Below are 24,199 nucleotides of genomic sequence, written 5' to 3' on the forward strand. Positions count from 1 at the left end.
TGCCGCCTGTTAGCTTACCAACTCTGCTTCGCCTTTGTAAGTGAGCACTTCCTGCTCTTTCTGTGCTCTCAGTTTTTTAATCTCGTTGCGGATCAGGAAAGAAACCGTAAGCGCTATTACCAGCAGGCCGGCGAAGAAGTAGAGCGTAAAGTTGTAGTTGCTGGATACGGTGCGGGTCCAGGCGGCGAAGACCGGTCCTGCCACCCCGGCAGCGGCCCAGGCTGTTAAGATGTACCCGTGAATCGCACCCAGCTGCTTCGTTCCGAACATATCGCCGATGTAAGCCGGGATGGTAGCAAAACCACCGCCATAGCACGAGATGATCAGGAAGACTACTGCCTGGAACAGGTAGGCATTGGTGATGCCCGGCAACAGGAAGTAAGCGATGATCTGGATGCTGAAGAAGATAGTGAACATGTTCGGACGGCCGATGAAGTCGGAGAACGAAGCCCAGCCGATGCGGCCACCACCATTAAAGAGCCCCATGATGCCTACCATTGTTGCCGCTGCGATGGCTGATAAGCCTGTATATTCCTGTGCCATGGGCGAAGCAACCGAGATGATGGCAATACCACAGGTAATGTTAATGAACAGCATTACCCACAGGTACCAGAAGCGTTTTGTTTTTACAGCTTCGTTTGCCGTTAAATTGGAAAGGTCTTCCACTACTTTCTTTTTACCTGATTCTACATTTGCCTCGTAACCGGCAGGCGCCCATCCTTTAGGCGGTGCAGACAGGTAGCGGGACGAGCCAAAAATGATCAGGAAAAAGGTGGTACCCATGATAAAGAAGGTGTTGGCAATTCCGACCACCGAAAGCAGGTACACGATAAGCGGACTGCTGATAAGTGCTGCAAACCCGAAGCCCATGATGGCCAGCCCGGTTGCCAGGCCGCGCCTGTCAGGAAACCATTTTACCAGCGACGATACCGGGGTGATATAACCAACGCCCAGGCCTATACCGCCAAACACACCATAAAACAGGTACAACAGGTAAAGCGACTCCAGCTTAATGGCCAACCCGGAACCGGCAATACCAATTCCGAAAAAGATAGCAGACAGCAAGCCTGATTTTTTAGGACCGTGCTTCTCGAGGTAGTGCCCCAGGAAAGCGGCAGAAAGACCCAGGAAAAAGATGGCGATGCTAAAGGTAAACTGTGTTTCTTTCAAGCCCCATCCGAACTTCTCGATCAATGGTTTGGTGTATACACTCCACGCGTAAACCGAGCCTATGGTTATGTGGATTCCGACAGCAGAAGCGGCAATTAGCCACCTGTTCTTAACTTTTGTCATAACGTATTATATTTATGGTTTCTTAATGCGGCTATTCCTAATAAAAGCACCGTTACTTGCCTAAAAACTGCTGACGCTCCTTCGCCATTTTCTGCTTTTTGCTGCCGGACCGGAAGTACTTAAGCTTCCCGGTATCGCTGTTTTTACTCTCAGGTAACACTACAAAGGAACACACTCACAGGCGGGTAAAACATGATGTTGATCATCACAAAAAATAAACTTTGTCACTTATTCCTGATATTTAAAGAACAAAAGGGTGCTTTTTTTAAGATAAAAACAGGAGGAATAGCGGATTTTTGCCAGTTTCACAAACAACTGTTAGTTATTACAGTTATGCGGTCTTCTCCCAATATTTGTACTATTAACAGCATGTGGCATGATGGAGCAGCATGGTTGTCGGGTGATTGGCTGGCTCCGGCAATTTAGGATGAGTTGATTTTGAAATGTTCCCGAAGCGACAAACAAGGCTGAAAAAGTCTTCTGCAGCTGCCACCACTGGCGCTGCACCTGCTTGGCCGGTGCCGTAACTGAGCAAGATCTGCTATGGCTGCTGTAGAGCAGCAGCAGCGGCTGTGGTGGCAGGTGCAGAGAAGAAAAATGGCAGCAAAACATCCCCGTGAAAATCATTCTTGGCGCTATATCCCGTTTAAGGAAGTAAAGCCTGTACGGCAATGCTGTTCGTGCAAAACTGCCAGCTCCCGACCAAGAAAACCAGCTCGTGGTACGCCAAAGGCCCGGGTATGGTAAAAACGGAAACCTACGATGCCAGGGGCAAGCTCAGCAGCTATACCTTGCTTACTGATTATTCGAAATAGCTGCTTTGTTTTAGCTGATGTGCCTTAATTCTTTTTTGAACATCAGGGCGAGCAGCAGCATTGCTAACGGCGCTGTAATGCCCCAGGGAAAACCCAGGAACAGTAACTTTTCTGAGAAATGTGGATAGAAATAAACAACAGAAACTAAAGGGGTAACCAGTGCGTTTGCCAGAAAGGCTATCCTGACCCATTTCTGAAAACCCTGCTTTTCAAAAACGGGCAACGCTGCGAACATAGCGATACCCATACAAATGTAACCTATGGCATCGTAGTTCCAGAACATGGAATGGGGTGTTTGTTCGAGCACCTGCACTTCGGCTACTGCTCCTTTGAGTTTCAGGGGGATGACGGTCGCCAGTTGCACCACGTAATTGGCCGTAACAAATACGGCATAAATGATTGTAAAGATGAGCGCTGCATGGCTCCAGAACCTGTTCGCTTCCGGCGTTACATAGTGAAGCGCCAGCATTTCAAGCACAAACGGAATCACGATACAAAGGGAAGTCCCGTAAATCAGGATTTCATCCAGCGGGAAAGTCAGCACCTCCATTACCTGCAACACCTGCACGACCACATAAGCCAATGTCGCACCAAAGGCAAACAGTCCTGACCAAAAGCCGATTTTATATACCTGCTGATTCATGGTGGCAAATGAAACTTGTGTGAGTGTTTGAGGAATTTTCAGTATTATTTGGTTGAAGTTAAGTAATGTTGGGGTGTAAGTTATTCGCAGTTAACTTGTGGCGGTTTTCAAAGTGTCTTTACTTAGTGTAGTTTGTAACTACACCCAAATATTTTCAATGGCGACCAATGCTAATCTCCGGTGCTGGAGCTATCACAAGGTTTCAACTCAAAATCAGGTTTAGCATGAACGAACCTCATCCTAACTGTGATATTTGGGTGTAGTTGCAAACTACACCCAGACAATGCTAAATTATGCTGCTAAATTTTTTTAAATAAATGAATAACACCACTGTTTGTCAAGTGTTTGAAGTAATATGTGAGAATATTATAGCTTCCGGGTTGTAATATAACTTCTGCATAACGGTGAGACTTTGTCCCTTCTTCTATTGCATCAATAAGGCATTGAGCTGATTCTTTAATTGTTATGTTCAACAACTCTAAAGGCTCCTCCTTTTCTATTACCTTCTTACTTTCTTCTATCAAGTCATCTCCTTTTTCAGCATAATGCCAGCGAAGCAGATAAATCCCCGCTTTACTTTCAAGCCAAATCTGAGGATTAGTCTCGTCTGCAAAAACAATAATTTGATAGTTGTCTTTAAAGATTACTCCACAATAATCATCAATCTTGCAAACCTTTTCATAATCACTGCCAACCAACCCATTCGCATCTCCAGCCCATTCGTTGACTTTTGAACAGGGTAATAATACAGTTTGACTAAAGGGATTAATCCATTGGTTCATCTATGCACTACTCTTTCAATTTTTTACAAATTTACCACAGCCCAACAAATCACCTACCTCAAATCCACCACTTCCCGCTGTCAGATAAATATAGCAAAATCCTAAGATAAAAACCGACAATCAGGATATTTCACCCCAGGTTGCAACACCCCTGTTAAAAAGAGTTTACAGCTGCTGCCACCATTGCCTTTGCTCCTTACCTAGCTTGCCGCCAACCTCACCTGCCCCAGCCCGTATTTAGTAGTTCATCATTCGACTAAGAAAAAACTATGAAATCAGAAAGAACGAACAACCTGGAACATGTCCTGGTAAAATGTATCACCGCCTGCGAAACCTGCACTACCATGTGCCTGCAGGAAGACGATGTGAAAATGCTGGCCGAGTGCATCCGGATTAACCGCGACTGCGCCGACATCTGCGCCCTGACCTCGCGGTTTGTAGCCCGTAATTCGGCCCATGCGCGGCACGTGATGCGGGAGTGCATCGAGATTTGCAGGCTCTGCGCTGAAGAGTGCGGCAAGCATGAACATGACCACTGCCAGCACTGCGCCGCTATCTGCAAAGAGTGCGCCGATGCCTGCCAGGAATGGATGGGTTAACCTAACCCTTACCAAAAACAAGTCGGGGCCGGATGCGAACATCCGGCCCCGACTTGTTTTTACCACCTGACAGGCCTCAGAAAATGGCATCCAGAATAGCTGACACAATTGCGAGCACAATACTGAAGATCAAGGCCCACAAAAAGCCATCGACGTTGAAGCCACTTATCAAGGCGTCTGCCAGCAGAATGATAACCGCGTTAATCACCAGCAGGAACAGCCCCAGCGTCAGGATCGTAACCGGTATGGTCAGAAACACCAGGATAGGCCGGACAATAGCATTTAACACCGCCAGCACAATGGCCACTATCAGGGCGCTTCCAAAGCCGCTAACATCCACGCCCGGCAACAAATAGGCGGCCAGCATCACGGCAACGCCCGACAATAAAATTTTGATGATGAATCCCATAGCTATTCCTGTTATATAGTCAGATGTATTTATTTTGATACGTTGCTATACGCAGGCAGCACTATAAGGATAAGATTGTTACACTTCGAGCCGCTGCTGCGACACGGCCATCCAGTTGCAAAGCTTGTAGAGCAGGCGCGCGCCTACGTTCCCGTTCCACTCGCTGTCGCCGGGCGCCACCTCGCACAAATCGAATCCGATGATTTCGTGACCGGCTTTTACCAGCGCCTTCAGCAGGTACACGGCCTGCTCGAACTCCAGTCCGCCCGGAACCGGTGTACCGGTGGCCGGACAAAGTTTAGGGTCCAGCCCGTCGATGTCGAAGCTGATGTACACTTTCTGCGGCAGTTGCGCGATTATCTTTTTGCACTGCTTTTTCCAGCTGTCGCCTTCGTACATTTTTTCTTTCAGGGCAGCATCGTAGAAGATCGTGATGCGGCCATTGGACTGCTCTGCCAGCTCCGCCTCCGCCTCGCAAATGTCGCGGATACCAACCTGCACCAGTTTCTTTACCTGCGGCAGCTTGAGGGCATTGAACATGATGGAAGCATGCGAGTAGGTAAAGCCTTCGTAGGCATCGCGGAGGTCGGCGTGGGCGTCGATCTGCAGAATGCCATACTCCTCGTGCTTTTCGGCCAGCGCGTGCATCAGGCCCAGCGGTGTGCTGTGGTCGCCGCCGAGCACGCCAACAGCTTTGCCTTGGTCGAGGTAACTTAGGGCTTTGGTTTTAAGCCACTGCAGCAGCTCCTCCCCTTTGGCGGTTACTTCGGACGGCAATTTTTCAAAAGCTTCTTTCTCTGATTCAGGACTTCCTTCTTCGAGCCAGTTGATGTAGGATTCGGCTTTGTTGCGCAGGTCCTCGCTGGTAGCCTCCCAGTCGGCTGGAATGTCCTCCATGGCAATGCCCAGTTTCCAGGCATCTTTGATGGCAGGTTCAAATAAATCGAGCTGCGGCGAGGCATCCATTACAGCCTTTGGTCCCTGTGCCGTACCGGCACTGTACGATACGGTTACTTCCCAGGGAACAGGAATGATCACGACTTCCGCCTCGTCAACGGTAAAAGGCAGCCCGAAAAGGCCTCCGTTCACATCGCCTACACCATTCGGGTCGAAACTGGCAATTTTTTCTGCTTTGCTGGCAGCACTGTTGGTCGGTTTATTCAGCGGAGTGCTCATCGGTCACGTTAGTTGGATTGATACTTAAAAGCTCCTTCACAAAATTAGGAAGTGCAAAGGCAGCCATATGAATGTCTTCGTTATAATACTTCAGGCTCTGGCTGCGGGAGAAAGCTGCAGCCGCCTCCACGTTAAAGCGCAGCGGGTGCGAATCGCCCTTCGAGGAATACGAAAAACTCCAGGTTCCGGTCGGATATGTCGGGATAGCTGCCAGATAGCAATGCACTTTATCGGTGCCGAAAATCTGCCGGTACGTTTCATAAATCTTTACGAACACGCTGCTGTTAAAGCGGGGCGACTCGCTTTGCGTAATCATTACCCCGTCCGGCGTCAGGCAGCGGTGTACTTCTTTGTAAAAGTCAGCCGAAAACAGCCCTTCGCCCGGACCAACCGGGTCGGCAGAATCTACAATGATCAGGTCGTATTGGCCATCGGCGCATTTTTTTATGTAGTCGATGCCGTCTGCCACGAGCAGGTTCAGGCGCGGGTTATCAAAGGCAACAGCTGTCTCGGGCAGGTACAGCTTGCAGGCTTCTATAACCAGTTCGTCAATCTCCACCAGCGTTACCTCTTCCAGTTGCTCATGGCGCAGCAGTTCGCGCACCGTTCCGCCGTCGCCGCCGCCAATTACCAACGCACGCTTTGCCTGTGGGTGGCTGAACATGGGCACATGCGTGATCATTTCGTGGTACACATACTCGTCTTTCTGGGTGCACATCACCATGCCGTCCAGCGTGAGCATGTTGCCGTAGGCCAGTGTTTCGTACACTTCCACGCGCTGGTACGGCGAGTCTTTTTTGTAGAGCTGGTTTCCGCTGTGCTTAAGCGACAGCGCAATGTTCTCGTCACGCTCCGTAAACCACACATCGCGGGTAATTACGCCCAGCTTTTCGGCTGGCTTTGGCGACACATCGCGCAGCGCCTCCAGGTCAAAATCTTTCCGCTTGAGCAAGTCCAGCTGCCCGCGGCGGCATTCCATGGAGGAACCGTGTCCGGCTTCGAACGCATCTTTCAGGAAGTTGTACGACACCCAGGGATCTACGGAATCGCCGCAGGTGAAAAGGTCTACCGCCGCGTAGCCATATTCCGGCCAGGTATGGATAGCCAGGTGGCTTTCCTGTATCACCACCACGCCCGACACACCGTATGGCGAGAAATGATGGAAGGTACTGTTGATAACAGTTGCGCCTGCTGTTTCGGCAGCAGCCACCATGCTATTCTCGATATGAACCACATCGTTCATAAGCTCAGGAGAGCAATCGTAAAATTCAACTAAAATGTGTCTTCCTAAAGCGTTCATCAAAAGGGTATAAAAAGTTTAATGTAAGATAAAGAACAAAAAAACGAAAACTAACCCGATTATCAAATATTAAAGAACGCGGAACAAATGTATCTAGTTGTAAAACAGACCGTTGATGATAGTGATAAAATGATGGGTGTGATGATAAGTTAGCATTAAACAAAAAAGAGGAGGTTTAACAAGTTACAACAACTACAAAAGCAGTACAAACTATAAATCATAAATATCATTTCATCACTACCATCAACGGTTCAGAGGCTGTGGTGGCTGGAGCAGCAGAATGTTTGCATCAGAATTTGCAGGATTTTAGAATTTTCTTCTTACCTTTTCCTGATGTCCCCTTAACCAGGAAAGAAAAATAAAACGATGAACAACGATATCCGAAACCTGGAGCCACACGCGCTCTGGAATTATTTTGCAGACCTGAACGCCGTACCGCGACCCTCTAAAAAAGAAGAACGTGTTATTCAATTTATCAAGGACTTTGGCCAGCGCCTGGGCCTCGACACCACCGAAGACGAGACCGGGAATGTGCTGATCCGGAAACCTGCCAGTGCGGGCATGGACGACAGGCAAACCATCCTGCTGCAGAGCCACCTCGACATGGTACACCAGAAGAATGCCGGTACTACTTTCGATTTCGATACACAGGGAATCGAGATGTATGTGGACGGCGACTGGGTGAGAGCCAACGGAACCACCCTTGGTGCAGACAACGGCATAGGGGTGGCAGCCATCATGGCGCTGCTGGCTTCTACCGACATAGCCCATCCCCCTGTCGAGGCGCTGTTTACCATAGACGAAGAAACCGGTATGACAGGCGCTTTAGGGTTGAAAGGCGGCGTGCTAAAGGCAACCATCATGCTCAACCTCGACACCGAAGACGACCGCGAACTCACCATCGGCTGCGCAGGCGGCGTGAACGTAACAGCCACCGGAACCTACGAGCAGGAAAGCCCGGCACCTGGCATGAACGGCTACCGCATCAGCATCAAAGGCTTAACAGGCGGGCATTCGGGCATGGACATTCACCTGGGGCGCGGCAATGCCAATAAACTTATGAACCGCCTGCTGCACGAAGCTTCCAGCCGGTGTGGCCTGCGCATAGGCTCCATCGACGGGGGCAGTCTCCGCAATGCCATTCCGCGCGAATCGTTTGCCGACGTTGCCCTGCCTGCAGCAAAACAAGCGGAGTTCGAAAAGCTGATAACGTCGCTTACGGCCACACTTAAAGCCGAATATGCCACCACCGATCCGCAGCTGGAGGTAAGTATAGCCCCTGCAGCACTACCCACTACAGTTTCAGCACCTGCCTTTCAGGCAAATCTGCTGCGGGCTGTGTACGCCTGCCCCAACGGCGTGTACCGCCTGAGTCCGGACATCGAAAACCTGGTGCAAACCTCCAGCAATATGGCCCGCATTATCCTGAAAGAGGGCAGCTACAGCGTCCAGAACCTTACCCGCAGTTCCGTTGACAGCGAAAAAGATGATATGGCCACCGCCATTAAGTGTGCGTTTGAGCTCGCAGGCGCCCGTGTAGAATTTTCCGGCTCCTACCCCGGCTGGACACCGAAGCCAGGTGCAGGCATTGTTAAGATGATGAGCGACCTCTACCGGGAGCTGTTCCAGGAAGAAGCAAATGTAAATGCCTGCCATGCCGGACTGGAATGCGGCATCATCGGTGCCAATTACCCGGGCATGGAAATGATTTCTTTCGGCCCCAACATCCGCGGCGCCCACTCCCCCGACGAGCGGGTGCAGATCAGTTCGGTGCAGAAATTCTGGCATTATTTTACAGAAACTTTAAAACAGATTCCGGTTAACCCTTAACCACATTTCCGGTTTCTGCAAAACCCTTTTACCTGCATAAGACTTTACCTGGCAAGGAGTTACCGGGTACAGCAACACGTACCCGGCCTTACCTCCGCCTGTTCAGAAGAAGGTAAACAGCAGCGGTAAACTAATAACCATTCTCCTGCTATTGGGATCAGAAACTAAAATTGAGTATCTTTAAAATTTAACGCTCCTTATCTTTCTGAACACGCTGTTGAATCGGGTGCTTTCAGCGCCCGTGTTACGACAAGCTTAACCCCGGAGGAAGGAGCTACTTAGACCCCGCTGCATTTACCCTGATTTGAATTGTTGTTGCGATGCTGATGAAGATAATGCTTTGGAAAAATAAAATACTGCATGGCAGTCATCATCAATTGATAAACACCTATGACAAAACTAAAAGGTAAAGTAAAGTTTATTCCCGAACAGAAAAGCCAGTTTTTCCCAACCCTTAAGAAACGGGTAGACGCTTACTTCCAAACCCATCAAATCTCGCCAAAAGCGAACACCGCTATGGTTGTCAAGAGCATTGTGCTGTTGCTGTGTTACAGCCTGCCCTTTGTGCTGCTCTTAAGCCTGCAGCCTCCTTTCTGGCTGAGCCTGGTGCTCTGGATGGTGATGGGCATCGGGCTGGCGGGCATAGGCATGAGCGTGATGCACGATGCCAACCACGGCGCCTACTCCACCAACAAAACCGTAAATTACCTGATGGGGAATACGCTTAACCTGGTAGGCGGCTCCTCCTTTAACTGGAAACTGCAGCACAACATCCTGCACCACACCTACACCAACATTGTACCCATCGACGAAGATATACAGGACAGGCTCGTGCTACGGTTTTCGCCGCATACGGATGTTAAGTTCTACCACAGGTTCCAGTGGGTGTATGCCTTTCTTTTTTACGGGATGCTGACGGTGTACTGGGTACTGCTGAAGGACTTTGTACAGTTTTTCCAGTTTATTTCGAATGGCGTAAACGCGAACAGCCGCAGGCAAAATGTAAACGTTCTGGCAAGGATCGTTCTGCTCAAACTCGTTTACTTTTTCACGATGCTGGCTGCACCTACGCTTTTCTTCGGAATTCCGTTCCTGGAAGTACTGACCGGTTTCCTGGTAATGCATTTTGTTTCGGGGGTTATCCTGACCGTGGTATTCCAGTTGGCGCATACCGTGGAGGGAACCAGCCACCCGGTACCGAACGGGAGCGGCAACATTGAAAACGACTGGGCTATCCACCAGCTTAACACAACGGTTAACTTCTCCAGGCACAACAAGTTTATTTCCTGGTATGTAGGCGGACTGAACTTCCAGATAGAGCACCACCTGTTCCCGAAAGTGTGTCATGTGCATTACCCGAAGATTGCCGAAATTGTAAAGCAGACGGCAGAAGAATTTGGTGTTCCTTACATGGAGAATAAAACATTTGGCATGGCCCTGCAATCACACATCAACACCCTGCGCCGCTTCGGTAAGCTCCCGTCGCTTAACGAAGCCATCGGCTGATACCATGTCCCTATAACAACGAAAGCACCATAAACAGCAGCGGCTGCCCGGGAAACCAGGCAGCCGCTGCTGCTTTTGCAAAGCTTTTATCATCAGGCAATGATGCCATTCTTCAGCGCGTACCGGATCAGGGTTGCCGTGTTTTTTGTCTGAGTTTTTTCGAGCAGGTTTTGCCGGTGGGTTTCTATGGTGCGTTTGCTGGTGAAGAGCTTTTCGGCAATTTCGGCGTTGGTGTATCCCTCCGCAATCAGCACCAGCACCTCCAGTTCCCGCTTCGACAACTCTTTACCTCCTTTTTCAGAAGTTTTAGTACCATTTGCAGGAACAGCAGATAACTGCACCCTTTTTAATAAATCCAGTGCCAGGTTGGAACAGATATAAGGGGTGCCACTTGCAACTAACTGAATTGCGCACCGGAGTTCCTCTTTTCCCGCATTTTTTAACATATACCCGTCTGCACCGGAACTGATGATCTTGTTTACACAGCTGTCGCTGTCGAGCATGGAGAGCACAAGTACTTTTATGGATGGAAAGTTTTCCTTTAAATACCGGGCAGTTTCAAAACCGTCACGCTCAGGCATATTAATATCGAGCAGCACCACATCAGGAACTGTTACAGCCAGCAAATCAATCAGTTCGTTTCCGTTAGATGCCTCACCAACAACTGCTATAGAAGGATCATTACTCAGGAGGGCCTTAATTCCATCCCTGATGATCTGGTGGTCGTCGGTCAATATTACATTAATCATAGGTGGCATACTAAAGTTACAAATTACAAAATAGGAATTTCAGAAGCATTTTCTTTTCCAATCCGGCATCTATACTACAGTTATTTTGCTGATATAGTTCTATTTACACCAAATTACAAAAACTAACAGGCATTCACAAAACCAATGAAAGGAAATAAGACAGTTACTCAGACCCTGTTTAGGTTGCGTTACATAGGTATATAAAATTGAGAATTATACCGAAGAAAAACAGTTAATTTTATCCATTTCAGCATAAAATAAGTATAAACCCTGATAATCATCCGTACTTAAACGTTGCTGCTACTAAATTTAAGTAGTAGCTTTAAAAATTGTAAACAACATCATACCGGAATATTTTAGTACAAATTAAATTTTAATTCATAAAATATAACTTATCTAAGCAACCATTGAACCACCGGAGCCGGAGCCGCTCCTCCTTAACGGCTGTAAATAACTGAGCAGGAGCAGTAAAAGAATCCGGGACATGGAGCGATATAGATACGTATCCGGGAGAAAAATGGCAGTGAATTCAGAAAGAAAAAGTTTAAACACGTACACAAAACAATACAGGCAAAATAAATAGCCTCATTTCCTTTCGGGTGGTGGCAAGTTTCTCCGGTATAGCTCCTGCTGTAGTGCTACAACCAAAAGGTTACTAACATAGACTGAGATAGATTTATGAAACAATTTGACGTAACAACCTCATGGACAAAAGGGATGATGGAAGTTGCGCTTAGCGGAGAGTTAGATGCGAGTTCTTCGGCAAAGGCGGACCAGGCACTTGAAAGAGCCATTGACATGGATATCAAATCACTTCTGATTAACTGCCAGCAGCTGACCTACATTTCTTCAGCGGGCCTGGGTGTCTTTTTAGCCCATTTCCAGGCATACAGCAACCGGGGCATCCGGATGGTGTTTTATGGCATGCAACCCAAAATCCGGAACATATTCGAGATTGTGGGGCTGCAGAGCATTTTTTCCATCGCAAGCACCTTCGAGGATGCCGTCATGATCGCCTCTTCCTGACATTTGTTAAAAAAATATTTCTTTTCCTGCTTCTGCAACCCCACGTTCCCACACCACTCCCAATTATGGAAACTTTAACGCCAGTACAATTCCTGCATTGTGGTAAAACCAGCCAAAACTATATTTATAACAACACATACACACAAACCAGCCACCTCATCACCCTAAAAGCAAATTCCAGAGTTGTTAAATCAATTAAACACATCAGATAAGTACAATAAACGCGTCCATTTTTTAGAATTTTTATATAAGAATTAGCCTTTAACCCACAAAACAGACAGCATGAGCAGCTAAAAAATACCTACTTTTGGGTATTTACATTCCTTCTCTGTCTCTGTACTTTTGAATCATTCATTTGTATTTACTTTAATATTACTGTTTTTAATACAAGCATTTTTAATTTTTATAAGGTTTCCTTTTAAAGATTAAACTATCTGACACAGAACATCTTTGTTACAGATTATCCTTAGTGTTTTTATTTAGTAAAGCAGGAAAACAGAATATGAGAATAAGAACTATCTCCGAAGGCAAAATTTACCATGTTCGTTTAATGGGTATACTGGACGAAAACACTTTCCCGCTGCTCCAGGCAGAAATGGAAAGCGCCATCATTTCCGACAAAAAAGCGATATGGCTGGATTTTGCAGGCATGACGGGTATTACGTCGGAAGCGATCGCTTTTTTAACACTTTACCAGCATATTCTTCAGGAGAAAGGTATTCATATTCTGATCATCAACCTGCCGCACCACATCCAGTTCCTGTTTAATGCCACGCAGCTTGATGCTACCATTCCGGTGCTTCCTACCAAGGACCTGGCCTATTACATGCACCAGAACAACATGGCCAGCTCCTTAGCATCCTGATCCGGCGCCGGAACTGTTCCGGTTTTTATAGAATCTTTTTCGCCAGTTACGGCTGCTTCAGTATTTCCCTGCATTTTTCTTCCCCAACGATCTCCCAAACGAGAGGCGCTGCCCTCTCGCGTACTACTTTAAGCTACTTATATTTTTCATTTCTACCGTTACCAGGGGAGCAGAGGCTATGGTGGCTGGTACAGCAGAAAAAAATGCGCTGTTTACAAGAACAGCTGTTGTGCTGTGGCTGTGGTGGCAGGTGCAAAACAAAAAGTAAAGGGCCTGCTTGCCGGCAGACCCTTCAACTCAATCCTAAAACAAATTTTTAATCCCAGTCATCGTGGCTTCGGTTCCGGGAGGAGTAATAGCCCCGGTCACGGTCCTGCCGGTTTGTTGAGCTGCTGTCGAAATTGCTGCCTCTGCCGTAGCCGCCATTCATCATGCCGGAGTTTCTGCGGGAGCTGCTCCAGTCAGAAGAGGCGTCGGAGTTGGAGCTGGAGCTGCCGTAGCCCGAACTGCTGCTCATTGAACCGTAGTTGTCGCGCTGCCACGAGCCGGAGCCTCTGCCCGGAGAAGAACCATAGTCGGAGCTGCCCATAGAACTGCTTCCGCCCCGGGAGCCTGTGTTGCTGTAATTGCCTCCGCTAAAGGAGCCGGCCCCACTGCCAAACGAACCGCCTCCCATAGAGCCCGAGCCGCCACCTGTGTTGCGGTACTGGTTACGGTTGTTCCAGTCGCTCTCCCGTGATGCCCCAGAACTTCTTCCGGAGCTGTAGTCGGAGCTGGAGCTGCCATAGCCTGAACTGCTGCCCCTGGTGCTCATGCCACCATAGCCTTCGCCTCCGCTCATGGCGCCGTAGTCGGAGGAGCCGCCAAAGTTGCCGTGCGTGCTGTAGTTGGAGCCGCCATACCTGGACCCGCTGTAGCCGCCCATAGAGCCTGAGCCATAACCGCCCTGTCCTGAGCCCGACCTGTTGTAATCTGAATCGCTTCTGCCGGAAGTGGAGCCGTAGCTGCTACCCATCGAGCCGCTGCCGTAACTGCTGCTGTGAAGGGTGCCTCTGTCGTAATCGGAGTCGCGGGACCTGTTACCGTATGAGCCGGAGGAGCCGGAGCTGCCATAACCGGAACCGGAACGATTGCCTTGTCCGCTGGTGTAGTAGCCATACCCGTACTGGTCGTAAGAGTTGTTTCCCCGCATGTTGCTGCGCTGCGAGGAGCCGTAATCAGACATGCCGGAAGAAGAGCTGTAGCCTCCGCGGTCGTAATCGCCGGAGTAAGAAGACCTGCTGCCGTAGTCGCTGGAACGGTTTCTCCTGTTTCTGTCCATATCATCATGGTCTCCGGTTAAGCTGTCCCAGGCATGACTGATGGTGTCGCCCACACGGTCGAAAAAGCCTCTGTCTTCATGCGACCGGTGCTCATCATCCCGGTGCGAGCCATAGTTTCTGTTTTGGGAACCGTAGCCACGCTCCTCGTAGTTACGCCAATTTTCTCTTGTCATAGCTTTACGTTTTATTAAGATTTAAAAAACCGACTGTTTTAAATTAAACGTAACCCACCCTATCTGGTTGATGTGGTTTACACGTAAACTGCGCCTGTTCCGTCAGTATTTTCATCCGCTGTAAGAAACAAACAATTGTTAGTCTTAGGTATAAAAAATTACCGCAACTGACATCCGACACTTTTCTTACTGCTCCTGTTGCCATTCGGGGGCGCGTCACGTAGAATACGGTATAAAAAGCAACAACTTACCTGTTCCAACTTTGCCTGTCGCGCCAGTACCGCCAGCCAAAGCCAGCAAAACAAACTTAAGTATGAAAGTTCTAGAACTCAGGATCATGCGTGGGCCCAGCTACTGGTCTATCAGGCATCCTAAATTAATTGTGCTGAAACTGGCACTCAACGAGCTGCAGGATGTAAAGACCAGCGAGATCGCCAACTTTTCTGCCCGACTCGAAAAGCTTTTCCCGGGCATGTACGAGCACCGGGCTTCCAAAGGAACAGAGGGTGGCTTTTTCAGGCTGGTGCAGGAAGGAACAACCCTGAGCAAAGTGGTACAGCACATCGCCCTGGAACTGCAGACGCTGGCCGGCATGGAGTGTGGCTACGGCCGCTGGTACCCCACGGCTGAGCCCGGTGTAGAGCATGTGGTGTTTTCGTACCAGCAGGAGCGTGCCGGCGAATATGCGGCCCATGCCGCTGTGCGCATTACCGAAGCGCTGGCCCGGAACAAAAAAGTAAACATTGTGCAGGACGTGGCCAAGCTGCACCAGATCCGGGAAGACGAGTACTTTGGCCCAAGTACAGAGGCTATCGTGTCAGAGGCTGTAAGCCGGAACATTCCGTATATCAACAACGAAAAGAAGCGGCTGATCCAGCTGGGGTATGGCATTTACCAGAAACACGTTCAGGCCGCCATGACCAGCAGCACCTCCTGCTTTGCCGTAGAAAATGCCGGCGACAAAAATGCCACCAAGCTCATTCTCGAAGATGCCGGCATCCCGGTACCGCAGGGGATGATCGTAACCAGTGCCGAAGAACTGGAAGAAGCCATCGAAAAACTGGCTTACCCGGTGGTGGTAAAACCACTGACAGGCAACCAGGGCAAAGGCGCCAGCATAAACATTACCAACTGGAAAGATGCCCAGAAAGGACTGCAGGAAGCCCAGCTTTTCTCGAAAGCCGTCATGGTGGAACAGTACATCCAGGGGCACGACTACCGCCTGCTGGTCATTAACGGGAAATTTGTAGCCGCAGCCCGACGTACGCCCGCCATGGTTACCGGCGACGGAACATCCACCATACAGCAGCTGGTAAAGGAGGTAAACAAAGATCCACGCCGGGGCATCGGTCATGAAAAGGCGCTGACGCACATCAAAATAGACAAAAACACGCGGGCCATTCTGCGCGAGAAAGAGCTGACGCTGAAATCGGTTTTAGCGGATGGCGAAGTGCTGTACCTGAAAAACACCGCCAACCTGAGTACCGGCGGCACCGCAACCGATGTAACTGACCAGGTGCACCCCTACAACGTGCTGATGGCAGAGCGCATTGCCGGCATTATCGGGCTGGATATCTGCGGCATCGATGTGATGTCGACAGACATTGCCATACCGCTGCACGAAACGCGGGGTGCCGTGATAGAGGTGAACGCTGCTCCCGGTTTGCGCATGCACATCTCCCCCACCGAAGGCCTGGCCCGGAATGTGGCGGAGCCGATTATCAACATGATGTTCCCGCATGGGCGCCCGAGCCGCATCCCGATTGTGGCCGTTACCGGCACCAACGGCAAAACCACCACCACCCGCCTGATCGCACACATGCTCCGGTTTAAAGGCTACCAGGTTGGCTACACCACCACCGACGGCATTTACATCCAGGACAACAAAATCATCACCGGCGACACCACCGGCTCCTACAGCAGCGAATTTGTCCTCAAAGACCCGACCGTTAACTACGCCGTGCTGGAGTGTGCCCGCGGCGGCATCCTGCGTTCCGGTCTGGCCTTCCGGCAGTGCGACATTGGCATCGTGACCAACGTTTCGTCCGACCACCTGGGCCTGGGCGACATTCATTCCCTGGAACAGATGGCGCAGGTAAAAGCTGTAATTCCCAAAACGGTTTGCTCCCAGGGCTACGCCATCCTGAACGCCGATGACGACCTGGTATATGAGATGGCAAATGGCCTGGCCTGCAAAGTGGCCTTTTTCAGTTTGAATGAAGACAACCCGCGCATTCTCAAGCACATTGCCAAAGGCGGCCTGGCTGCTGTTTTAGAGAACGGTTTCATTTCTATTTTCAAGAATACTTACAAGATCCGAATCGACCGGGTGGCAGACATACCGCTGACCTTTGGCGGGCGCGCCAGGTTTAATGTGCAGAATGCGCTGGCGGCCACCCTTGCCGGTTACGTGTCGCATTTCGAAGTGGCTGAAATTAAAACTGCCCTGCGCACCTTTTTGCCATCACCGGAAACCACGCCGGGCCGCATGAACCTGTTCCGGCTGCCCAAGTTCGAGGTACTGATCGATTATGCCCACAATACCGCCGGCCTGCAAGGCATAGGCGAATTCCTGAGCGAAGTGGAAGCCCGTCCCAAGATCGGCATCATTGCCGGGGTAGGCGACCGGCGCGCAGAGGACATCGTGGAAATGGGCCGGCTGGCTGCAGCTTACTTCGACGAAATCATTATCCGGCAGGACAAAGACACCCGTGGCCGCAGCGGCGACGAAATAAACATGATGCTGAAAGAAGGCATCCTGGCAGTTGCTCCCCAGATGAAACTCACCGAAATAAAACAGGAAGCCCGCGCGCTGGCCTATGCCATGGAGTACGCCCCACAGGGAGCCTTTATCACGCTCTTTTCCGAAGATATACCGGAAGCCATTAAACTCATCGAGGATTTCCGGATTATCCAGCACCGCAATGTGATGATCGAGTAGCCGTAACAGCAGTTTTTCAGGAGCAGTGGGTGTGGTGGCAGGCGCAGCAGAATTTTTGAGACCCAGCAGGAAAGATTAACAAAAGTGTACTGCCAGCAGTATAGCCAAACGGTTACCCAAAGCAGGAACGGATGGACAGGAAAATACACATCGGCACTTCAGGCTGGCACTACAAACACTGGATCGGGAACTTCTACCCGCACGGCATGAAACCGAAAGACTTTACCGGGCACTACATCAAACATTTCAAGACCGTCGAGATAAACAACTCGTTTTACAAACTGCCTGCTGCCGAAACCTTTGCCAACTGGCGCGCCTCCGTTCCCGACGATTTTGTTTTTGCCGTGAAAGGCAGCCGCTTTATTACGCACATGAAAAAGCTGAAGGACCCGCAGCAGAGCATTGCCCGCTTTTTTGAAAACGTGAATGCGCTGGAAGAGAAACTGGGACCGATCCTGTTTCAGCTGCCGCCCGGCTGGGGTGTAAACGAAGAACGGCTGGCTGCTTTCCTGGCGGCCCTGCCGCCCTACTACCGCTACACCTTCGAGTTCAGGCACCACAGCTGGTACAGCCCCGGCGTGCTGGACCTGCTCCGGCGTTACAACGCGGCCTTTTGTATCTACGAGCTGGAATGGCACCTGTCGCCGATGGAGGTAACAGCCGACTTCGTGTATGTGCGCCTGCACGGGCCCGACGGAAAATATGCCGGCAGCTACTCCGACGACACCCTCCACTGGTGGGCCGGCAACTGCATCAACTGGAAAAACGAAGGCAAAGACGTGTACCTCTACTTCGATAACGACCAGTACGGCTACGCGGCTTTTAATGCCATGCGGCTACAGGAGCTGGTACAGCAACGGGGAGGCGGTCACTGAAACATTTCCACTTTTTTCTATCCCCAAAACCCAAAAAAAGTTAAGCTCTTTGCAACTCCTGGCAGCCCTAAATTGTTGTATAGACAATGGTAATGCACACCATTAACTCATAACCAAAAGTAATAACTCATAAAATATAGTAATTGGCTATTCAGCAGGATAGGCGGTTACTTTGTACCAGAGTTAGCGCAACAGGCAGCGCTACTTTAAACTTTTAATTATACCGAAATGATCAAAACAGATATATGCATTGTGGGCGCAGGTCCCGTAGGGCTGTTCGCCGTTTTTGAAGCTGGTCTCCTGAAAATGCGCTGCCATGTGGTGGACGCACTGCCCATGGTGGGCGGTCAGCTGTCGGAAATTTACCCTAAAAAACCAATCTATGATATCCCCGGTTTCCCGGAGGTGCTGGCCGGCGACCTGGTGAAGAACCTGGAGCAGCAGATTGCCCCCTTCCACCCTACCTTCACGCTGGGCGAACGGGTAGAAGAACTGGAGAAACAGGAGGATGGCTCGTTTGTGGTACGCACCTCAGAAGGCACCGGCATTGCCTGTAAGGTAGTGGTGATTGCGGGAGGCCTTGGTTCTTTTGAGCCGCGCAAACCGGCCATCGAGAACCTGGAGCACTTCGAAGGCAAAGGCGTGAACTACATGGTACGCGACCCGGAGGCATTCCGGAGCAAGCGTCTGGTTATTGCCGGCGGCGGCGACTCTGCCCTCGACTGGACCATTTACCTTTCCGGCCTGGCCAAAGAACTCACGCTGGTGCACCGCGGCACCACCTTCCGGGGCGCACCCGAGTCGGCAGAGAAAGTGATGACGCTGGCTGAAGAAGGCAAAATCAAGCTCCTGCTCAAGTCGAATGTTACCAACGTGCACGGCAACGGAAAGCTGAATGCCGTTTCCATCGCCGTGGAAAATGACACCGATTATACGCTGGAAACCGATTACCTTATTCCGCTGTTCGGGCTGGTGCCTAAGCTGGGGCCGCTGGAAAACTGGGGACTGGAACTGGAGAAGAACGCCATCAAAGTGGACACCTTCGATTATTCCACCAACATTCCGGGCGTGTATGCTATCGGCGACATCAACACCTACCCGGGCAAGCTGAAACTGATCCTCTGCGGTTTCCACGAGGCGGCCCTGATGGCGCAAAGCGCTTACAACATCATTTACCCGGACAAGAAATTCGTACTGAAATACACCACCGTAAACGGCATAACAGAATTAGCCTGATGGAAGATACAATAAAGATTTACGTAGAGCACGAAGACGGCACCCGGCAGGAAGTAGAAGCCCCGACCGACATGGGTTTGTCGGTGATGGAAATACTTAAAGCCAGCGAGTACGACATTGCAGCTGTCTGCGGCGGCATGGCCCTCTGCGCCACCTGCCATGTAGAGGTAATTGAAAGCGGCGAACTGCCCGAGCTCAGCGACGACGAAGCCAACATGCTCGATTCGCTGCCGCATGCTACCTCCGCCAGCCGCCTCTCCTGCCAGTTACGCCTTGCACCGGCCCTCGATGGCCTGGTCGTGCGCCTGAAGCCGGAGGCATAAAACCCCGCATCCTTCATACCAACGCCTGCCGCTGAAGTCGGTTTTCTACTGACTTTAGCGGCAGGCGCTGGTGCTTTACAGCTCCACTCCCCGAAATGCTTTGCCATCAAACCGAATACAGTAAAAAAGTGCGCTTAATTTGTTAAAACCCAAACACTTTTTCTTAATATTATCGTCGAAATTTTCATATTTTGTCACTTCATCTACAAACCATTATATGCATATTCTGATAATTGAAGACGAGAAGCGGGTTGCTGACCTGATACGCAGGGGGCTGGAAGAACAGGACTATACAACTACTGTCGCAGCAGATGGCGAGGAAGGCAGAAATGCAGCGCTAAGCCAACAATTCGATCTGATCATCATGGATATCATCCTACCCAAACTCAACGGGCTGGATCTGTGCCAGGAACTGCGGCAGACCTTCCCCGATGTTCCGATTATCATGCTGACAGCGCTGGGTACTACCGACGACAAGGTAGAAGGCTTTGATGCCGGCGCCAACGACTATCTCGTAAAGCCCTTTGATTTCCGGGAACTGCATGTGCGGATACGGGAGCTGCTGAAACGCAGTAACGCTTCCGGGACCGGCAGTACAGGCTCTGTTTTAAAGACAGGACGCCTGGAAATGGACCTGCAGAAAAAAATTGTCACCAGCATGGGCAAGGAAATTAACCTGACCCCGAAGGAGTTTGCGCTGCTGGAATACATGATGCGCAACAGCGGACGCGTGGTTTCGCGTGTAGAGATTTCGGAAAATGTCTGGAACACGCACTTCGACACCGGTACGAACTTTATTGATGTGTACATAAACTACCTCCGCAAGAAAATTGATCGGGAGTTCCCTACCAAGATGATTCATACCAAACCAGGAATGGGCTTTGTGCTGAAAGAAGCCGCGGAAGCATGAAAATCCGGAACAGGCTTACCCTTTTGTTTACTGCCATTACGGCAGCGCTGATGATAGCCTTTGCTGTAATTATTTATTTTAACTATGCCGAAAACCGCGAAGATTCGTTTCACAGGCGCATACGCTTAGATGCAGTTACCAAAGCCAGCATGTTACTGAATGCCCAGGTAGCTCCCAAGGTGCTGCAAACCATTTACCGCAACACCCGCACAGCGCCCGGCCAGGAACAGGTTGCCATTTATGATACTGACTTTAAGCTGCTCTACCACGATGCCTCCAATATCGATTTTGTGGAAGAAACGGCAGACATGCTCCGCCAGATTATCCGGGAGAAAGAAGTCAGTTTAACCCAGGAGGGCAAAGAGGTAATCGGGTTCCTGTACACGCACGAAGACAAGAATTATATCATTACCGTAGCCGCGCACGACGATTATGGTCTTACCAAACTGAAGAACCTGCGCTTATCCCTTGTGCTCGGCTTGCTTATAGCTGTTATTGTTATCTTCCTGACCGGTAGGTTCCTGGCCAGGCAGGCGCTCAGCCCGGTTTCTGATATTGTAAAACGGGTAAGCAACATTACCGCAACCAGCCTAAACCAGCGCCTGGACGAAGGCAGCGGGAAAGATGAAATAGCAGAACTGGCCATCACTTTTAACAGGATGCTCGACCGGCTCGAAAAATCGTTTGAGGCGCAACGCCAGTTTGTTTCCAATATCTCCCACGAGCTACGCACGCCGCTGGCTGCCATTATTGCGGAACTCGAACTGGCCAGGTCGCAGAAAAGAACGGCTGAAGCGTATGAAACCACCATCGATCTTGCCCTTCAGGATGCGAAAGTACTCTCCCGCCTGTCAAAAGGGCTGCTGGACCTGGCTAAAGCCAGTTACGACACCGTAAACATCAGCAAAAAAAAAGTGCGACTCGATGAGCTGCTGCTCGACGCAAGACAGCAGGTACTAAAAGCAAATCCGGGCTATAAAATCAACATTCTTTTTGAAGCGGATATAGAAAATGAAAAGGACATTACAATTTATGGCAATGAGTACCTGCTGAAAACCGCTTTTTCTAACCTGATGGAAAACGGTTGTAAATTTTCCGGAAACAGGCAATGCGATGTTTCCATCAGCTTCGACAGTAAGTACACCCTCCTGCGTTTCGCAGATAAGGGTGTCGGTATACCGGAGGTGGAACAACAGCAGATTTTCAAACCTTTCTTCAGGGGCAGCAACCTCAGCTTTGCAACCGGACATGGCATCGGGCTTTCGCTCGCGCAAAAGATATTCAGTCTTCACAAAGGCAAACTTCACCTGCACTCTGTTCCGCAGCAGGGAACCACCATCAGTATCCGGTTCCGGCACCCGAAGTAGCCCGGGGCGCCGCACCAAACAACTAATTTTATTCTGCTGTGCCTGCCACCACAGCCTCTGCTGTAGTGCTATCAGGCAGGATGGAATAAACATCCGTTAAACCCAAAAGGGCAGACGCAACATCTGCCCTTTTGGGTATTTGTATATGTAACTTGAACTCGGGAATTATAAGTTTTACAACTTACAGTAACTGTTCATGCATTGCCATCTGATTTATCGTTCTATTGCAAACTTATGCGCTCCTCGGCCGCGCGGCCGCGTTTTCGCATCCGTCGCTGTCTACATGAACCTGCCCTCGCTCCGCTGCGGGCTGCTGAGCAGAGCTCAGCACCGGAACATGTAGAAGGCTCCTCCTGCGAAAACTGGAAAGGTTTTTTTCTTCGATATTAGAACAACAATAGTGTGACCTTGTTACGATTCCCGAGTTCAGGTTAAGTAATTCTTATGGCATAGCACGCGGACTGTCTCTGTCGGGGTTGTTCCTGTCCCGGTCGGTATTCCTGTCGCGGTCCAGGTCTCTTCTGTCCAGGTCGTCAATATCTACATCGGTTTTGCGTACTGTGTCCCGGATGGTTTCGTCGTGCTCTTCCACCTCCTTGTCAATGGTAATTTCTTCCACCACGCGCGCTTCTTTCTCCACAACCGGCACTTCGGCATGTTCGGTAATCTCGATTTCACCTTCCTTAAAGTTTGCCATGTCTGCTCCAGTAGCAGGACGGTTCACCGGGTTCCGTTCTATGTTTACATGCTCCTCGCGCAGGTTGATATTTTCCTCTACCGGTCGCTCCTCCACTTTGCTCCGGATGATGGCGCCGCCTGTTTCCACGGTGCGCTTCCCAACATTCAGGTTTTCTTCCACAACGGGAATTGTACCGGAGGTATCGGTTGTGCCGGCAGCGGGTGGCGGCGTGTTGCGCCTGCGGTAGAGGTTTTCTTCACTAAAATGTTCGTGATTGTAATAGCCGGTCCTGTCGTTCAGGTCGGCAGAACCTACGCCCGCAAACACGTTCCGGACCGAAGCTTCGATGGAACTGCTGAACGTACCCGAATGATATTCCGGCAAAGATGCAAGCTGGTCCGGCGTTACCCGCGGAATAAAAACCTCGTCATCCGACTCGTGTAATTCGGCCAGGCCGATAGGCACCAGCACATCGCGCGGTTCCAGGTCCAGCACATTTCCTTCCAGGTCGAGTACGATGTAACGCACCTTCAGGGCCTGTGGATCGATTAACAGGTCCTCCACCTCGCCCACGGTCTGGCCCAGGTCATTTTTAACGGTCCAGCCCCGGATATCGGGCTGGCCTTCCACCACCTCGTACGAACTGCCGCCCAGCTCCAGTAAAAGGTTCTCTCTGTTGTATTCTTTATTTGTGTCCATAGCATTTGGTTGTTTTAAGAATATTCCTGTTTTTAAGATTTATATGATTGGCTGCAACAGGACAGCCCAATCATACTGCGTTAAATCTATGCCGGTCGTGTACCGGCATCACCGAAGGTAAAATCCACATTCCAGCGAAACTGCTTTTGCTGGACATACCGGTTACTGCTGCCTTTTTGCGCCAGCACTGCTTCGTGTCCTGTTCAGGCTGTTTTCTGAGCGGGCAAAGCAACTGTGTTGGTAAAGGCATAAAAAGTGGCAGACGGAGAATCGACAGCACCGGTTTCCGGTTCATACGTATCATCCTCTTCCATCTTGTTATCGTCGTTGCCCACGAAGAAGAAAATAACCGCTATTACAATTAATGCCAGCAGCAGCCACAGCCACCACGGACTTTTCTTTTTTGGTCGTACATCCAGCTCAGCCATATGATTTTGGGTTTGGGTTTAAACATGAAAAAAATTGTTTCAGTTAGTCTTTTACGGGTACCGTGTTTACTTGTTCAACTCCGCCTCACCGCCCACCCTTTCCTCAGCTGCAGCCAGCTTCTGCTTCACAGGCTACTGCTTCAGTATATAATATCTAACTGATGTTACGCAGGCATTTAACACCCACACCCATCCGGCTTCCACAGCCCTACCCACCACAAAACCACATTCCTGGTGAGTAGGGTTTGCTTGT

General features: G+C 50.1%; 23 protein-coding genes. 13 read left to right on the forward strand and 10 right to left on the reverse strand.

All coding sequences use genetic code 11. From position 1 onward, the window contains the following. Positions 1-9 precede the first annotated feature (9 nt). Complete coding sequence (locus tag DCW36_RS03375; protein WP_114779537.1) at positions 10-1,293, reverse strand: L-lactate MFS transporter; 1,284 nt, start codon at positions 1,291-1,293, stop codon at positions 10-12. Between the two features lie 192 nt (positions 1,294-1,485). On the opposite strand from DCW36_RS03375, the gene DCW36_RS03380 reads away from it, so the two are divergent. Together DCW36_RS03380 and DCW36_RS22450 are read left to right on the forward strand one after the other, a co-directional pair. Beyond that, the gene (locus tag DCW36_RS03380; protein WP_125185195.1) at positions 1,486-1,719 is read left to right on the forward strand and encodes a hypothetical protein; all 234 of its coding nucleotides are present in this window, start codon (positions 1,486-1,488) and stop codon (positions 1,717-1,719) included. Between the two features lie 245 nt (positions 1,720-1,964). After that, complete coding sequence (locus DCW36_RS22450) at positions 1,965-2,108, forward strand: TapB family protein (protein ID WP_164891017.1); 144 nt, start codon at positions 1,965-1,967, stop codon at positions 2,106-2,108. Between the two features lie 10 nt (positions 2,109-2,118). Here DCW36_RS22450 and DCW36_RS03385 read toward each other — a convergent pair whose 3' ends face one another. Both DCW36_RS03385 and DCW36_RS03390 read right to left on the reverse strand, forming a co-directional pair. Continuing rightward, positions 2,119-2,751, reverse strand: a complete 633-nt coding sequence (locus DCW36_RS03385) for a hypothetical protein (RefSeq protein WP_114779539.1) — start codon at positions 2,749-2,751, stop codon at positions 2,119-2,121. 299 nt (positions 2,752-3,050) lie between these two features. Beyond that, positions 3,051-3,533 carry an Imm21 family immunity protein gene (locus DCW36_RS03390; protein WP_114779541.1) on the reverse strand — a complete coding sequence of 161 codons (483 nt, stop codon included), beginning with the start codon at positions 3,531-3,533 and terminating at the stop codon, positions 3,051-3,053. Positions 3,534-3,802: 269 nt separating this feature from the next. Between DCW36_RS03390 and DCW36_RS03395 the strand changes: the two genes are divergently transcribed. Then, positions 3,803-4,132 (forward strand): four-helix bundle copper-binding protein, encoded by a 330-nt coding sequence (locus DCW36_RS03395; protein WP_114779543.1) that lies wholly within the window; start codon positions 3,803-3,805, stop codon positions 4,130-4,132. A 76-nt stretch (positions 4,133-4,208) separates the two neighbouring features. Here DCW36_RS03395 and DCW36_RS03400 read toward each other — a convergent pair whose 3' ends face one another. The 3 genes from DCW36_RS03400 to speE all read right to left on the reverse strand — a co-directional run bounded on the left by DCW36_RS03400 (position 4,209) and on the right by speE (position 7,017). Further along, a complete protein-coding gene (locus DCW36_RS03400) occupies positions 4,209-4,541 on the reverse strand; it encodes a phage holin family protein (protein ID WP_114779545.1) in 333 nt (110 codons plus the stop codon). Positions 4,542-4,619: 78 nt separating this feature from the next. Next, positions 4,620-5,717 (reverse strand): agmatinase family protein, encoded by a 1,098-nt coding sequence (locus DCW36_RS03405; RefSeq protein ID WP_114779547.1) that lies wholly within the window; start codon positions 5,715-5,717, stop codon positions 4,620-4,622. Beyond that, positions 5,698-7,017 carry a polyamine aminopropyltransferase gene (gene speE / locus DCW36_RS03410; protein WP_114779549.1) on the reverse strand — a complete coding sequence of 440 codons (1,320 nt, stop codon included), beginning with the start codon at positions 7,015-7,017 and terminating at the stop codon, positions 5,698-5,700. The genes DCW36_RS03405 and speE overlap by 20 nt, the downstream gene beginning before the upstream one ends. A gap of 366 nt (positions 7,018-7,383) precedes the next feature. On the opposite strand from speE, the gene DCW36_RS03415 reads away from it, so the two are divergent. After that, the gene (locus DCW36_RS03415) at positions 7,384-8,847 is read left to right on the forward strand and encodes an aminoacyl-histidine dipeptidase (protein ID WP_114779551.1); all 1,464 of its coding nucleotides are present in this window, start codon (positions 7,384-7,386) and stop codon (positions 8,845-8,847) included. A 390-nt stretch (positions 8,848-9,237) separates the two neighbouring features. Further along, positions 9,238-10,353, forward strand: coding sequence for a fatty acid desaturase family protein (locus DCW36_RS03420; RefSeq protein WP_114779553.1), 1,116 nt, complete (start codon positions 9,238-9,240; stop codon positions 10,351-10,353). 92 nt (positions 10,354-10,445) lie between these two features. Here the strand turns inward: DCW36_RS03420 and DCW36_RS03425 are convergent, their stop codons facing one another. Beyond that, positions 10,446-11,102 (reverse strand): response regulator, encoded by a 657-nt coding sequence (locus DCW36_RS03425; protein ID WP_114779555.1) that lies wholly within the window; start codon positions 11,100-11,102, stop codon positions 10,446-10,448. 678 nt (positions 11,103-11,780) lie between these two features. Here DCW36_RS03425 and DCW36_RS03430 point away from each other — a divergent pair. Beyond that, entirely contained in the window at positions 11,781-12,128 is a 348-nt protein-coding gene (locus tag DCW36_RS03430) for an STAS domain-containing protein (RefSeq protein ID WP_114779557.1), read from the forward strand. Positions 12,129-12,630: 502 nt separating this feature from the next. Continuing rightward, on the forward strand, positions 12,631-12,993 hold the full coding sequence (locus DCW36_RS03435; protein WP_125185196.1) for an STAS domain-containing protein: 363 nt from the start codon (positions 12,631-12,633) through the stop codon (positions 12,991-12,993). A 316-nt stretch (positions 12,994-13,309) separates the two neighbouring features. Here DCW36_RS03435 and DCW36_RS03440 read toward each other — a convergent pair whose 3' ends face one another. Then, entirely contained in the window at positions 13,310-14,488 is a 1,179-nt protein-coding gene (locus DCW36_RS03440) for a hypothetical protein (protein ID WP_114779561.1), read from the reverse strand. A 313-nt stretch (positions 14,489-14,801) separates the two neighbouring features. Here DCW36_RS03440 and cphA point away from each other — a divergent pair, with 313 nt between their 5' ends. The 6 genes from cphA to DCW36_RS03470 all read left to right on the forward strand — a co-directional run bounded on the left by cphA (position 14,802) and on the right by DCW36_RS03470 (position 22,140). After that, positions 14,802-17,429, forward strand: a complete 2,628-nt coding sequence (gene cphA / locus DCW36_RS03445) for a cyanophycin synthetase (protein WP_114779563.1) — start codon at positions 14,802-14,804, stop codon at positions 17,427-17,429. 131 nt (positions 17,430-17,560) lie between these two features. Then, positions 17,561-18,304 carry a DUF72 domain-containing protein gene (locus DCW36_RS03450; RefSeq protein WP_114779565.1) on the forward strand — a complete coding sequence of 248 codons (744 nt, stop codon included), beginning with the start codon at positions 17,561-17,563 and terminating at the stop codon, positions 18,302-18,304. Between the two features lie 228 nt (positions 18,305-18,532). Next, positions 18,533-19,540, forward strand: coding sequence for an NAD(P)/FAD-dependent oxidoreductase (locus tag DCW36_RS03455; protein WP_114779567.1), 1,008 nt, complete (start codon positions 18,533-18,535; stop codon positions 19,538-19,540). Further along, complete coding sequence (locus DCW36_RS03460) at positions 19,540-19,863, forward strand: 2Fe-2S iron-sulfur cluster-binding protein (RefSeq protein WP_114779569.1); 324 nt, start codon at positions 19,540-19,542, stop codon at positions 19,861-19,863. The genes DCW36_RS03455 and DCW36_RS03460 overlap by 1 nt, the downstream gene beginning before the upstream one ends. A 217-nt stretch (positions 19,864-20,080) precedes the next feature. Then, positions 20,081-20,773 carry a response regulator transcription factor gene (locus DCW36_RS03465; RefSeq protein ID WP_114779571.1) on the forward strand — a complete coding sequence of 231 codons (693 nt, stop codon included), beginning with the start codon at positions 20,081-20,083 and terminating at the stop codon, positions 20,771-20,773. Next, positions 20,770-22,140, forward strand: a complete 1,371-nt coding sequence (locus DCW36_RS03470) for a HAMP domain-containing sensor histidine kinase (RefSeq protein ID WP_114779573.1) — start codon at positions 20,770-20,772, stop codon at positions 22,138-22,140. Before DCW36_RS03465 ends, DCW36_RS03470 begins: the two co-directional genes overlap by 4 nt. A gap of 442 nt (positions 22,141-22,582) precedes the next feature. Here DCW36_RS03470 and DCW36_RS03475 read toward each other — a convergent pair whose 3' ends face one another. Then, a complete protein-coding gene (locus tag DCW36_RS03475) occupies positions 22,583-23,518 on the reverse strand; it encodes a DUF2382 domain-containing protein (RefSeq protein WP_240676036.1) in 936 nt (311 codons plus the stop codon). A 203-nt stretch (positions 23,519-23,721) separates the two neighbouring features. After that, complete coding sequence (locus tag DCW36_RS03480) at positions 23,722-23,946, reverse strand: hypothetical protein (protein ID WP_114779575.1); 225 nt, start codon at positions 23,944-23,946, stop codon at positions 23,722-23,724. Between the last annotated feature and the right edge of the window lie 253 nt (positions 23,947-24,199).

Source organism: Botryobacter ruber (assembly GCF_003347595.2).
In the GTDB taxonomy this organism is placed as follows: Bacteria; Bacteroidota; Bacteroidia; order Cytophagales; family Hymenobacteraceae; genus Pontibacter; species Pontibacter ruber_A.